The sequence below is a fragment of the Halopseudomonas sabulinigri genome, assembly GCF_900105255.1.
GTDB lineage: Bacteria > Pseudomonadota > Gammaproteobacteria > Pseudomonadales > Pseudomonadaceae > Halopseudomonas > Halopseudomonas sabulinigri.
This window is the reverse complement of record NZ_LT629763.1, coordinates 3,241,543-3,254,515: the sequence shown is the minus strand read 5'-3', so window position 1 is coordinate 3,254,515 and position 12,973 is coordinate 3,241,543. Positions and strand designations below refer to the sequence as shown.

Sequence of the window (12,973 nt, the reverse complement as noted above, 5' to 3'; positions counted from 1 at the left end):
TTTTTAATAATTTACGATACCAAACCCGATTCATATACTCCAGCCCATCGTGTATTGCGCGCGCTGCGATACCCAATATCAGAATAAAAAGGTGTGAGTAGCCATGGGCAAATCTATCTCGCTGGATGACAAGTACACAGAGAATAGCGGTCTGCAGTTGATGACTGGTATTCAAGCGCTGGTTCGGCTTCCGCTAATGCAGAAGCAGCGCGATCAGGCCAGCGGGTTGAACACCGCTGGCTTTATTTCCGGCTACCGCGGCTCCCCTCTCGGCGGTCTGGACCAAGCTTTATGGCGCGCACGTAAGTATCTGGAAAAAGGCAGCACTCACTTTCAACCTGGCGTCAACGAGGAGCTAGCTGCTACCGCCATCTGGGGAACGCAGCAGGTAAACATCTTTGAAGGGGCAACCTACGACGGCGTTTTCGGCATGTGGTACGGGAAAGGTCCCGGTGTTGATCGCTCCGGTGATGTATTCCGACATGCAAACGCTGCCGGTACCTCGCAATTCGGTGGAGTGCTTGCAGTTGCCGGCGATGATCACGGTGCCCGCTCTTCATCACTCCCGCACCAGACCGAGCACATTTTCAAGGCAGTGATGATGCCCGTACTGGCACCGTCGGGGGTGCAGGAGTATCTGGACTACGGTATCCATGGCTGGGCCATGTCACGCTATTCCGGTTGCTGGGTAGCACTTAAGGCAGTAGCGGACACTGTAGAAAGCGCTGCCATTGTCGATATTGACCCCTTTCGTGTGGAAAGCGTAATTCCTGATTTCGACATCCCCGAGGGCGGCCTGAACATCCGTTGGCCAGACCCACCGCTTGCTCAAGAGCAGCGACTGCTCGAACACAAACTTTACGCCGCGCTCGCTTATGCCAAGGCCAACCGCATTGACCGCGTGGTCATGGACTCGCCCAAGGCGCGTATCGGCATTATCACGGCGGGCAAATCCTACCTGGACGTTTGTCAGGCTCTGAACATGCTTGGTATTGACGATGCCAAAGCGCAGGAGATTGGCTTGCGCGTTTACAAGGTCGGCATGGTCTGGCCGCTTGAAGCTGACGGCGTCAGGCACTTTGCCGAAGGTCTTGAAGAAATTGTGGTGGTTGAAGAAAAGCGCCACATGATCGAGTACCAAATGAAGGAGGAACTCTACAACTGGCGGGAGGACGTACGTCCGCGCATCGTCGGCAAGTTTGACGACAAAGGTGAGTGGACTATGCCGCACACCGATTGGCTACTGCCGGCGATCAACGACCTGACACCAGCGCACATTGCGCGCGCGCTGGCTAAACGAATTCTTCGTCTGCATGCAGACACCTCCCTGCAACTGCATCTAGATGATCTAGAGGCGCAGCTCACCACCAAGAGCGTACTGGGCTCGTTGATGGACCGAGTGCCGCATTACTGCTCCGGCTGCCCGCACAATATTTCGACCAAGGTGCCCGAAGGCAGTCGCGCCCTTGCCGGTATTGGCTGCCACTACATGGCTGCTTGGATCTACCCCCAAACCCAGACTTTCAGCCAGATGGGTGGCGAGGGTGTCGCGTGGATTGGGCAGGCCCCCTTCACCAAGACCAAACACGTGTTTGCCAACCTTGGGGATGGCACCTATTTTCACTCCGGTACCTTAGCGATTCGCGCTGCAGTTGCAGCGAATGTGCCGATTACCTACAAGATTCTTTACAACGATGCTGTTGCCATGACCGGCGGCCAGCCCGTGGACGGCACTCTGACAGTACCGCAAATCTCTCAGCAGCTCGCTGCGGAGGGCGTCAAGCGCATTGCTGTGGTGACTGACGAGCCCGAGAAGTACAAGGCAATTCAAGGACTCGCTCCCGGCGTACCGGTGTTGCACCGAGAGAAAATGGAGGAGCTGCAGACTCAACTTCGAGAGTATCCCGGCGTCTCAGCCATCATTTACGATCAGACCTGCGCGGCCGAAAAGCGCAGACGCCGCAAGCGGGGCCAGTTTCCCGATCCGGCACGGCGGGTAATGATCAACCAGGCAGTTTGCGAAGGCTGTGGCGACTGCAGCAGTAAGTCGAACTGCATGTCCGTGGTGACGGTGAATACCGAGTTTGGTCAGAAACGCAGCATTGACCAGTCATCATGCAACAAGGATTTTTCATGCCTCTCCGGCTTCTGCCCAAGCTTCGTCACCATCGAAGGTGGCTCGCTACGTAAAGCCAAAGCGCTTACCGACCAAGCGGTTGACGACTGGAATCTGACCACGCCTAACACAGTGGCGCTCGATCAGCCTTACAGCATTCTAGTGACCGGCGTAGGTGGTACCGGTGTTGTAACAATTGGTGCCCTGCTCGGCATGGCCGCCTTCATGGAGAACAAAGGTACGCTCAACCTGGACATGGCCGGCATGGCCCAAAAAGGTGGTGCGGTCTGGTCGCATATCCGCATCGCAGCTGACCAGTCCCAACTGCATGCACCGCGTATAGCCGAAGGAGAAACCAGCTTGCTGCTCGGCTGCGACCTGGTGGTAAGTGCCAATCACGAGACCCTGGCCAAGTTGCGGCATGGGCACACTCATGCGTTGGTCAACTCGGAAGAAAGCATCACCAGCGAGTTTGTTCGTACTTTCGCAATGCAAGCGGAGAGTGGCGATCTGCAGGCGCACCCTGACCCCAAATTTCGCACACAAGGTATGTCTGCACAAATTGCAGAAGCTGTCGGCAACGACCACGCCATTTTCGTGGATGCCAGCAAAATAGCCACGGCGCTGATGGGCGACTCCATCGCGACCAACACCTTCATGCTCGGTTTTGCCTATCAGAAAGGCTGGTTGCCGGTTGGCGCTGAAGCGCTGATAGCCGCTATTGAACTGAATGGCACGGCCGTCGAGTTCAACCTCAAGGCCTTCACCTGGGGGCGCCGTACTGCGGTGGATCCCGTGCGCGTTCAAGGAATGATCGACAGCCAGGGCAAGCGCCCAGCCGAAGCGTTGTCACAGACTACTGAAGAGGTTATTCATAAACGCGTCGCTGCCCTCACCGAGTATCAGGATGCCAATCTTGCAGCACGCTATCGCGCCCGAGTGCAACAATTCCAGAGCGCTGAATCGGCCATTTCTGGTAATACCGGTGCCTTGGCTGACGCCGTCGCCCGCAACTACTACAAAGTATTGGCAATCAAGGATGAGTATGAAGTAGCTCGTCTTTATACCAATGGCGACTTCATCAAAAAAGTACAGGACAGTTTTGAGGGTGACTACAAACTCAAGTTTCACCTGGCGCCACCTGTGCTCAATAGTGCCAAGCCCGGGAAAGAGCCTAAAAAGCGCAGCTACGGCCCATGGATGCTAACTGGTTTTAAACTCCTCGCTCGGATGAAGTTCCTCCGCAATTCGGTTCTGGATCCATTTGGCTACACCGCAGAACGCAAGCTCGAGCGGCAATGGCTGGAAAGCTACGAACAGCTTCTCGATCAAATCCTGGAATCACTCGACAGCGACAAGTTGCCGATTGCCATCCAGCTCGCGAGCCTTCCCGACATCGTACGCGGCTACGGCCCTGTGAAAGAACGCTTCCTAGCGCAGGCCGAAAAACAACGCGAGAACCTTCTAAAACAATGGCGAGGAGAGCACCAAGCGCTATTCCGTGACGCCACGACACAAGAGCCAGCAGAGCGCATCAACGTCACTCAGCTGTAACGCCAATAACAAAAGGAGATAAACGTATGAGTGCAATACCTGGATTGGACTTTTTCCTCGGCGAAGAAATAGACATGCTGCGCGAATCAGTCGCTGGTTTTGCTGGCAAGGAAATCGCGCCCCGTGCGGCCGAGGCAGACCGCACTGATGAGTTCCCCATGGACTTGTGGCGCAAGTTCGGCGACATGGGTCTGCTAGGTCTAACCGTGGCCGAAGAGTACGGTGGCTCCGGAATGGGCTACCTCGCACACATGATTGCCATGGAAGAAATTTCCCGGGCAGCTGGTGGTATCGGACTGTCCTATGGTGCTCATTCAAACCTCTGCGTAAACCAGATCCACCGCAATGGTAGCCAAGCACAAAAAGCCAAGTTTCTACCCAAGCTGGTATCGGGGGAGCATATCGGCGCTTTGGCAATGAGCGAACCAAACGCCGGTTCTGACGTCGTCAGTATGAAGCTGCGTGCCGACAAGCAGGGCGACCGCTACATCCTCAACGGCACCAAGATGTGGATCACCAACGGTCCAGACTGCGACGTTCTGGTGGTCTACGCCAAAACTGATGTTGCTGCCGGCGCCAAGGGCATGACGGCCTTCATCCTCGAAACGGACACTCCCGGTTTCTCCGTTGCGCAGAAGCTGGACAAGCTTGGCATGCGCGGATCACACACCGGCGAACTGGTTTTCGACAATGTTGAAGTTCCGGAAGAGAACATTCTGGGCGGCGTTGGTGAAGGTGCCCGCGTACTCATGAGTGGCCTTGACTACGAGCGCGCGGTGCTCAGCGGTGGCCCACTGGGCCTGATGCAAGCAGCGATGGACATCGTCACGCCTTACATCCACGACCGAAAACAGTTCGGACAAAGCATCGGCGAATTTCAGCTCATTCAGGGCAAAGTTGCAGATATGTATACCACCCTGCAAGCCTGCCGCGCCTATCAGTACAGCGTCGGCAAGCACCTAGACGCCATGGGCAGTGGACATGTACGGCAGGTGCGCAAGGACTGTGCCGGGGTGATCCTGTATACCGCCGAAAAAGCGACCTGGATGGCTGGCGAGGCAATCCAGATTCTTGGCGGTAACGGCTATATCAACGAATACCCGGCAGGTCGCCTGTGGCGTGACGCCAAACTCTATGAAATCGGTGCCGGTACCAGCGAGGTCCGCCGTATGTTGATTGGCCGGGAGCTGTTCAATGAAACACGTTAAACAGGTACGCGTCCCGACCTTCAGAAGCCGGCTTGCAACCCAAGGAGCGCCGGCATGAGTTCACTTAAAAGCCAGGTCAACACTCGCTCGCCGGAGTTCAGCACCAATGTGGCAGCGATGCAGGAGCTCGTGGGTAATCTGCGGGAGTTGCTAGGAAAAGTAGCAGAAGGCGGTGGCCCAGCGGCTCAAGCTCGGCATCTTTCTCGCGGCAAGCTGCTACCTAGGCAGCGCGTTGACGCCCTACTGGACCAAGGCTCACCATTTCTCGAAATCGGTCAGCTCGCCGCCCATGAGGTCTACGGGGAACAGGTGCCGGCAGCAGGGATAATTGCGGGCATTGGTCGGGTTGAAGGGGTTGAGTGCATGATCGTCGCCAACGACGCGACCGTGAAAGGCGGCTCCTACTATCCCCTTAGCGTAAAGAAACACCTAAGAGCACAGGCCATAGCACAACAAAACCGCCTCCCCTGCATTTATCTGGTCGACTCGGGCGGCGCCAACCTCCCGCGCCAGGATGAGGTATTTCCTGATCGTGAGCACTTCGGCCGCATCTTTTTCAACCAAGCCAACATGAGTGCCCAAGGCATTCCCCAGATCGCTGTGGTCATGGGGTCATGCACGGCAGGTGGAGCATACGTACCAGCGATGGCAGATGAGGCCATCATGGTGAGAGAACAAGCAACCATCTTTCTTGCCGGCCCGCCTCTGGTCAGGGCAGCCACTGGCGAAGTGGTCAGTGCCGAAGACCTTGGCGGAGCCGATGTCCATTGCAAAACCTCGGGAGTGGCCGACCACTACGCGGAAAATGACGAACATGCGCTAGCACTGGCCCGGCGCAGTATCGCCAACCTTAACTGGCGCAAACAGGGCCAACTAAACCTCCGCGAACCGGTGGCGCCACGTTATGCCCCGAGTGACCTGTACGGCATCATTCCTGCCGACCCGAAGCAGCCGTTTGATGTGCGCGAAATCATCGCGCGACTAGTTGACGACAGCGCTTTCGATGAATTCAAAGCCCTCTACGGAACAACCCTGGTGTGCGGCTTCGCCCACTTGCATGGGCATCCTGTCGCGGTTCTGGCCAACAACGGCATCCTGTTTGCCGAGTCTGCGCAAAAAGGCGCGCACTTCATTGAACTTGCCTGTCAGCGAGGTATTCCTCTGCTGTTTCTGCAGAATATAACTGGCTTCATGGTAGGCCAAAAATATGAAGCTGGAGGCATTGCCAAGCACGGCGCCAAACTGGTTACCGCTGTGGCCTGTGCGCAGGTTCCAAAGTTCACGGTGATCATCGGTGGAAGCTTCGGCGCCGGCAACTACGGCATGTGCGGCCGTGCGTACGACCCCCGCTTCCTTTGGATGTGGCCAAACGCGCGTATTTCGGTCATGGGCGGCGAGCAAGCTGCAGGCGTTCTGGTCCAAGTCAAGCAAGAGCAGGCGGAGCGCAGCGGCGAAACGTTCAGCGCCGAGCAAGCCAATCACCTGCGCAAACCCATCCTCGAGCAGTACGAAGAGCAGGGCCACCCCTACTACTCAAGTGCCCGCCTATGGGATGACGGAGTCATCGACCCAGCGCAAACGCGCGACATTCTCGGCTTGGCAATTTCCGCAGCATTGAATGCGCCAATCAACCAGACACGCTTCGGCGTGTTCCGGATGTGAGACCAGCCATGCCAACGGAGGAGCCAATAAGCGTGAGTGCATTTAACACCCTAGAACTTGAGATCAACGCAGGCGGCATAGCTACCTTGTGGCTAAACCGCCCCGAAAAGAACAACGCGTTCAACGCTGAAATGATCGCCGAGCTTCTGATGGCACTCAGCGAGATTCAGATGAATGACGAACTGCGCTTCTTGATTTTGCGCGGACGTGGCAAACATTTCTCTGCAGGTGCAGACCTTTCATGGATGCAGGCCTGCGCGCAATTGGACTACGACGCTAACCTCAATGACGCCCGCGAGCTGGGCCAACTGATGGCCAGTCTGGCCCAGCTTAAAGTTCCAACCTTGGCCGTGGTGCAGGGTGCAGCCTTCGGGGGCGCGCTGGGCCTGATCAGTTGTTGCGATATCGCCATTGGCACCGAAGACAGCCTGTTCAGTTTGTCTGAAGTGCGCATAGGTTTATTACCGGCCGTCATAAGCCCCTATGTTGCCCAAGCCATTGGGCCACGCGCCGCCAGGCGTTACGCCCTTACGGCTGAGCGCTTTGACGGCAAGCGCGCTCAGCAGCTGGGCTTGTTGGCAGAGACCTATCCCGCAGCTGATCTGGAAAGCGAGTTGCATGGGTGGGTGGCCAACCTGCTACTCAACAGCCCGCAAGCGATGCGCGCCACCAAGGCGCTAATGCAGCAGGTAAAGCACGGCGATCTAACGCCCGATCTGCGCAACTACACCGAGTCGGCAATAGCCAGTATTCGCGTCAGCAAAGAGGGTCAGGAGGGACTTTCCGCCTTCCTCGACAAACGCAAGCCACAGTGGCTGCGGACCTGACAGCGCTGCCTGAGGCAAACCAAGCAATCATGTGGATAGAAGAACAATGATCAATACTCTGCTAATCGCCAACCGAGGAGAAATCGCTTGTCGCATCATGCGGACAGCTCAGCGGCTGGGCATCAAAACGGTTGCCGTACACAGCGACATCGACCAGCACGCATCACACGCCAAGCTCGCCGACATCGCAGTCAACCTGGGCGGAACCAAACCCGCAGACAGCTATCTGCGTGCCGACCGCATCATTCAGGCCGCCAAGGCCAGTGGCGCGCAAGCAATCCACCCAGGCTACGGTTTTCTTTCTGAGAACGCTGACTTCGCTCGCTCTATTGAAGCTAGCGGCCTGATTTTTGTCGGCCCACCCGCCTCGGCGATTGATGCTATGGGCAGCAAGTCCGCCGCCAAGGCCTTGATGGAAAAAGCCGGAGTACCACTGGTACCCGGTTACCATGGCGACGATCAGCAACTCGATACTTTCCGGGCTGCATCTCAGGAAATTGGCTACCCGGTACTACTGAAAGCCACCGCCGGCGGGGGTGGCAAAGGTATGAAGGTCGTTGAAAGCGAACGAGAGCTGGCAGATGCGCTGGCGTCCGCTCAGCGCGAAGCCCAGTCTTCCTTCGGCGACGCCCGCATGCTGGTGGAAAAGTATGTACTGCAACCCCGCCACGTCGAAATTCAGGTTTTCGCAGACCAGCACGGTAATGCCGTTTACCTGCATGAACGCGATTGTTCCATTCAAAGACGGCATCAGAAGGTGGTTGAAGAGGCGCCCGCACCAGGCCTGTCGGAACAACTGCGTAAAGCGATGGGCGAAGCAGCAGTCAAGGCCGCACAGGCTATCGGCTACGTCGGCGCTGGTACCGTGGAGTTTTTGCTGGATGCACGTGGCGAGTTTTTCTTTATGGAGATGAACACCCGCCTGCAGGTAGAGCACCCGGTTACCGAAGCCATTACCGGTCAGGATCTTGTAGCTTGGCAACTGCGCGTCGCTCAAGGCGAGCCACTGCCAATGACTCAAGAGCAAATTCCACTACACGGCCACGCCATTGAAGTTCGGCTGTACGCCGAAGACCCTGATCAGGATTTTCTACCTGCCAGCGGCACCCTCACCCTTTATCGTGAACCGAGTACCGGCCGGGGCCGCAGAGTCGATAGCGGCGTCAGTGAAGGCGATAGCATCTCTCCTTTTTATGACCCAATGCTCGCGAAGTTGGTTGCTTGGGGCGAGACCCGTGAGCAGGCGCGTCTCGAGTTGCTGGATATGTTGCGCAATACCTCAGTAGCCGGGGTAAAAACCAACCTGCGCTTTCTGGAAAAAATCTTAGCCCATCCGGCCTTCGCCGCGCAGGAGCTGGATACCGGATTCATTGCAAAACACACTGCGCAGCTACTGCCCAAGCCTGCAGAGTTGGACAGTAGCTTCTGGAACCTAGCAGCCAAAGCTTGGTTGCTTACCCGCCCAGCGGGTGACGACTGCCCGACACCTCCCGCCCTTTGGCAACAACTGCCTGGCTGGCGCGCAGGCTTGCCAACGCAAAGTCGGCTACATTTGCGCTGCGCCGAGTTAGATCAGGTTTTCTCTAGCATTAGCCTCAACAACGCCAGCTATTGCCCCAACAGTGAGCTGCTGACGATTGATGAAGGAGCGCAGAAGGTTCGCTACCGTGCGGTGCGCAAAGGTGCAGACCTTTACCTCAACTGGCACGGCGCTTGGCAACAGATCAACACCTATGACCCGATCGAAGAAGCCGGTCACGCTCAGCAAAGTGCGGGCGGCCTGCAAGCGCCTATGAACGGCAGCGTGGTTCGAGTAATGGCGACAGTGGGGCAGCAAGTGGAAGCAGGCGCGCCGTTGCTAGTTCTTGAAGCAATGAAGATGGAGCACAGTATCCGTGCCCCAACTAACGGGCGGGTAAAAGCTGTGTTTTGCGGTGAGGGCGATCTGATCTCGGAAGGCACCATGCTGGTGGAGATGGAGGAGTCGGAATGAGCCTACCTGCTAAGGTCAAGCTGGTGGAGGTAGGCCCCCGCGATGGTCTGCAGAATGAGTCTCACCCGGTCAGCAGCGCTGACCGCATCCGGCTGATCAACGACCTTGGTGCTGCCGGCCTACCCGTGATCGAAGTCGGCAGTTTTGTATCGCCAAAGTGGGTACCCCAGATGGCGGGATCAGAGCAGGTTTTCGCCGGAATCAACCGTTATGCAGGCAGTACCTACACCGCGTTAACACCCAATATGAAAGGCTTCGAACAGGCGCTGGCTGCTGGCGCTCAAGAGGTAGCAGTGTTTGCTGCTGCATCCGAGGGCTTCTCACAGAAAAACATCAACTGCTCAATCAGCGAAAGTCTCCAACGATTCGAGCCTGTTCTTGCCGCAGCAGCGCAAGCCGGCATTCGCGTGCGTGGATATGTTTCCTGTGTGCTCGGCTGTCCTTACGACGGAGACGTGCCAGCTTCACAAGTGGCAGCAGTGGCGCGTGAGCTTTATACCATGGGCTGCTATGAAGTTTCCCTGGGCGACACCATTGGCACCGGCACCCCTGGCGCTACCCGCAAGCTGATTGCCAGCGTATCCAAGGCGGTGCCCAATTCGGCGCTCGCTGGGCATTTCCACGACACCTACGGCCAAGCTCTGGCGAATATCTACGCCAGCCTGCTTGAGGGTGTGCAGGTATTCGACAGTTCGGTAGCGGGCCTAGGCGGTTGCCCCTATGCCAAGGGTGCGACCGGAAATGTTGCCAGTGAAGACGTCTTGTACCTCTTGAATGGCCTTGGGATTGAAACAGGTGTTGATCTCGGCTCCTTGATAGAAGCTGGCAATCGGATTAGCGAGACTCTGGAACGCCCCAATGGATCAAGGGTTGCCAGGGCGAAAAACAAGCAACACGCATAGCGCAATTTCAAGTTTCAACGGCACGAGGAGTAGCGACAACAATGAACAAAATTTATCCCAATGCCCATCACGCCCTAGAGGGGCTGATAGACGATGGAATGACCTTGGCAGTTGGCGGGTTTGGCCTCTGCGGCATACCGGAGGCACTCATTGAAGCCTTGCGCGATTCTGGCAAGAAAGACCTTACCGTCATTAGTAACAACGCTGGTGTAGACGGCTTTGGTTTAGGCCTGCTACTTGAAACGCGCCAGATTCGCAAAATGGTTTCGTCCTACGTTGGCGAGAACAAGGAGTTTGAGCGCCAGTACCTTTCTAAGGAACTTGAGCTTGAGTTCACACCACAAGGTACCTTGGCTGAAAAGTTGCGCGCCGGAGGTGCTGGCATACCAGCCTTTTACACAAAGACTGGCTACGGCACGCTCATCGCTGAAGGTAAGGAAACTCGTCAGTTCAACGGCGAGTGGTATGTCATGGAGACCTCACTGACCGCAGACGTTGCACTGATCAAGGCCTGGAAAGCCGATAAGTCGGGCAACCTTGTATTTAGAAAAACCGCTCGCAATTTCAACCCACTTGCCGCGACTGCCGGCAAAGTGTGCATCGTTGAGGTAGAAGAAATTGTTGAAATTGGCGAACTGGACGCCGACCAAATTCACCTGCCAGGCATCTATGTCCAGCGCATGGTACTGAATACCTCACCCGAAAAACGCATCGAAAAACGCACTACACGGAGCGCCTGATCATGGCTTGGACACGTGAACAAATGGCACAGCGCGCTGCGCAAGAACTGTCAGATGGCTTCTATGTCAACCTGGGTATTGGCTTGCCAACGCTGGTCGCCAACTACATTCCCACAGGTATGGACGTTTGGCTACAAAGTGAAAATGGTCTACTCGGCATTGGCCCCTTCCCTCTGGAAAACGAGGTAGATCCGGACCTGATCAACGCTGGCAAGCAAACGGTCACCAGCTTGCCGGGCAGCAGCTTTTTCGACAACGCAGAATCCTTTGCAATGATTCGGGGCGGGCACATCAACCTAGCCATCCTTGGCGCGATGCAGGTATCGCAGCAAGGCGATCTCGCCAACTGGATGATTCCCGGCAAGATGGTCAAGGGCATGGGCGGCGCCATGGACCTGGTCGCTGGCGTCAAACGTGTTGTGGTGCTCATGGAACATTGCGCAAAAGACGGGAGCCCTAAGATCCTCGAGAACTGTGACCTTCCCCTTACCGGGTTAGGCGTAGTCAATCGGATTATTACCGACCTTGCTGTCTTGGACATCACAGAGACGGGAGTGGAGCTTGTAGAGCTTGCGCCGGATATATCAATAGAGCATCTACAAAACGTTACCGGCTGCGCTCTTCAGGTAGACCGTTTCCAAAGCAAATACTGACCTGCACTGACAGGTAACCCGGATTTGCCTTGCTGCTGCCCCCTTGCTGCGAGGCAAATGCTGCCCGTTGGAACATTTACGTGGCTCAACCTTCGGGAGGCCACGTTTTTTTTGGAGAATCAATATGCATGAGGTTGTAATCGTTGCTGCCAAACGTACCGCTATTGGCAGCTTTCAAGGATCACTGGCGAATATCTCCGCAGTGGAACTGGGCAGCACTGTCATTCGCGCCTTGCTCAGCACAAGTGGCGTTGATGCTGCCGATATTGACGAGGTCATCATGGGACAAGTGCTCAGTGCCGGATGCGGACAGAATCCCGCTCGTCAGTCGGCCATTAACGCAGGGCTGCCGTTTTCAACGCCAGCAATGACGCTGAATAAACTATGCGGCTCCGGCTTGAAAGCGGTGCATATGGCGGTGCAAGCGATTCGCTGCGGCGATGCAGAAGCCGTCATTGCAGGCGGCATGGAAAGCATGAGCCTGGCGCCCTATGTGCTACCCAAGGCCCGCACCGGCTTGCGGATGGGCCATGCCGAACTACAAGACAGCCTACTCAAAGACGGTTTGATTGATGCCTTTAATGACTACCACATGGGCATCACTGCGGAAAATCTAGCTGACCAGTACCAACTGAGCCGCGCGGACCAGGATGCCTACGCACTGATATCCCAGCAGCGCGCTGCTGCGGCTATCAAGGCGGGGCGCTTCAAGAGTGAAATTGCCCCCGTACCAATCCCTCAACGCAAAGGCGACCCTGTTCTCTTTGAAATCGATGAGCAGCCCCGCTCAGCAACCACCGCGGATAGCCTTGCCGGGTTGCGTCCTGCCTTCAAAAAAGACGGCAGCGTAACGGCGGGCAATGCCTCGACCCTCAATGACGGTGCGGCAGCTGTGCTACTGATGTCGGCCAAGCGCGCAGAAGCATTGGGCCTGCCTGTTCTGGCCCGAATCAAGGGCTATGCGAGTGCCGGCGTGGATCCGGCGATCATGGGCATTGGGCCGGTACCGGCCAGCAAACGTTGTTTGGCGAAAGCCGGCTGGACCCTTGACCAACTGGACCTGATTGAAGCCAACGAGGCTTTCGCCGCCCAGTGCCTCTCGGTAGGCAAGGAGCTGCAGTGGGATATCGACAAGGTCAATGTGAACGGAGGCGCTATCGCCTTGGGGCACCCGATCGGCGCATCGGGCTGTCGAGTGCTAGTAACACTGCTGCATGAAATGGCGCTAAGGGATGCCAAGAAAGGACTGGCCACCTTGTGCATAGGTGGTGGCCAGGGAGTGGCACTAGCCGTAGAGCGCGACTAGATAAAAGTCGCG

The 12,973-nt window shown here is 56.5% G+C and carries 9 protein-coding genes; all 9 read left to right on the top strand.

What is annotated here, in order from left to right; translation table 11 throughout:
- The first annotated feature begins 103 nt into the window (after positions 1–103).
- The 9 genes from BLU26_RS14710 (at position 104) to BLU26_RS14670 (ending at position 12,961) form a co-directional block, all read left to right on the top strand.
- Complete coding sequence (locus tag BLU26_RS14710) at positions 104–3,670, top strand: indolepyruvate ferredoxin oxidoreductase family protein (RefSeq protein WP_092287623.1); 3,567 nt, start codon at positions 104–106, stop codon at positions 3,668–3,670.
- Between the two features lie 26 nt (positions 3,671–3,696).
- Complete coding sequence (locus tag BLU26_RS14705) at positions 3,697–4,878, top strand: isovaleryl-CoA dehydrogenase (RefSeq protein WP_092287622.1); 1,182 nt, start codon at positions 3,697–3,699, stop codon at positions 4,876–4,878.
- A 54-nt stretch (positions 4,879–4,932) separates the two neighbouring features.
- Complete coding sequence (locus tag BLU26_RS14700; RefSeq protein ID WP_092287621.1) at positions 4,933–6,540, top strand: carboxyl transferase domain-containing protein; 1,608 nt, start codon at positions 4,933–4,935, stop codon at positions 6,538–6,540.
- Between the two features lie 32 nt (positions 6,541–6,572).
- The gene (locus BLU26_RS14695; RefSeq protein ID WP_092287620.1) at positions 6,573–7,367 is read left to right on the top strand and encodes a gamma-carboxygeranoyl-CoA hydratase; all 795 of its coding nucleotides are present in this window, start codon (positions 6,573–6,575) and stop codon (positions 7,365–7,367) included.
- A 46-nt stretch (positions 7,368–7,413) separates the two neighbouring features.
- Positions 7,414–9,360 carry an acetyl/propionyl/methylcrotonyl-CoA carboxylase subunit alpha gene (locus BLU26_RS14690; RefSeq protein WP_092287619.1) on the top strand — a complete coding sequence of 649 codons (1,947 nt, stop codon included), beginning with the start codon at positions 7,414–7,416 and terminating at the stop codon, positions 9,358–9,360.
- Positions 9,357–10,262, top strand: a complete 906-nt coding sequence (locus BLU26_RS14685) for a hydroxymethylglutaryl-CoA lyase (RefSeq protein WP_092287618.1) — start codon at positions 9,357–9,359, stop codon at positions 10,260–10,262. The genes BLU26_RS14690 and BLU26_RS14685 overlap by 4 nt, the downstream gene beginning before the upstream one ends.
- Before the next feature lie 41 nt (positions 10,263–10,303).
- Positions 10,304–11,002 (top strand): CoA transferase subunit A, encoded by a 699-nt coding sequence (locus tag BLU26_RS14680; RefSeq protein WP_092287617.1) that lies wholly within the window; start codon positions 10,304–10,306, stop codon positions 11,000–11,002.
- Positions 11,003–11,004: 2 nt separating this feature from the next.
- Positions 11,005–11,655 (top strand): CoA transferase subunit B, encoded by a 651-nt coding sequence (locus BLU26_RS14675; RefSeq protein WP_092287616.1) that lies wholly within the window; start codon positions 11,005–11,007, stop codon positions 11,653–11,655.
- A 124-nt stretch (positions 11,656–11,779) separates the two neighbouring features.
- Positions 11,780–12,961, top strand: coding sequence for an acetyl-CoA C-acetyltransferase (locus tag BLU26_RS14670; protein ID WP_092287615.1), 1,182 nt, complete (start codon positions 11,780–11,782; stop codon positions 12,959–12,961).
- Positions 12,962–12,973 lie beyond the last annotated feature (12 nt).

What these genes read in the sequence shown, in the direction of transcription:
- BLU26_RS14710 (WP_092287623.1), top strand. Translation starts at nt 104, where the DNA reads ATGGGCAAATCTATCTCGCTGGATGACAAGTACACAGAGAATAGCGGT.
- BLU26_RS14685 (WP_092287618.1), top strand. Translation starts at nt 9,357, where the DNA reads ATGAGCCTACCTGCTAAGGTCAAGCTGGTGGAGGTAGGCCCCCGCGAT.
- BLU26_RS14705 (WP_092287622.1), top strand. Translation starts at nt 3,697, where the DNA reads ATGAGTGCAATACCTGGATTGGACTTTTTCCTCGGCGAAGAAATAGAC.
- BLU26_RS14680 (WP_092287617.1), top strand. Translation starts at nt 10,304, where the DNA reads ATGAACAAAATTTATCCCAATGCCCATCACGCCCTAGAGGGGCTGATA.
- BLU26_RS14690 (WP_092287619.1), top strand. Translation starts at nt 7,414, where the DNA reads ATGATCAATACTCTGCTAATCGCCAACCGAGGAGAAATCGCTTGTCGC.
- BLU26_RS14670 (WP_092287615.1), top strand. Translation starts at nt 11,780, where the DNA reads ATGCATGAGGTTGTAATCGTTGCTGCCAAACGTACCGCTATTGGCAGC.
- BLU26_RS14675 (WP_092287616.1), top strand. Translation starts at nt 11,005, where the DNA reads ATGGCTTGGACACGTGAACAAATGGCACAGCGCGCTGCGCAAGAACTG.
- BLU26_RS14700 (WP_092287621.1), top strand. Translation starts at nt 4,933, where the DNA reads ATGAGTTCACTTAAAAGCCAGGTCAACACTCGCTCGCCGGAGTTCAGC.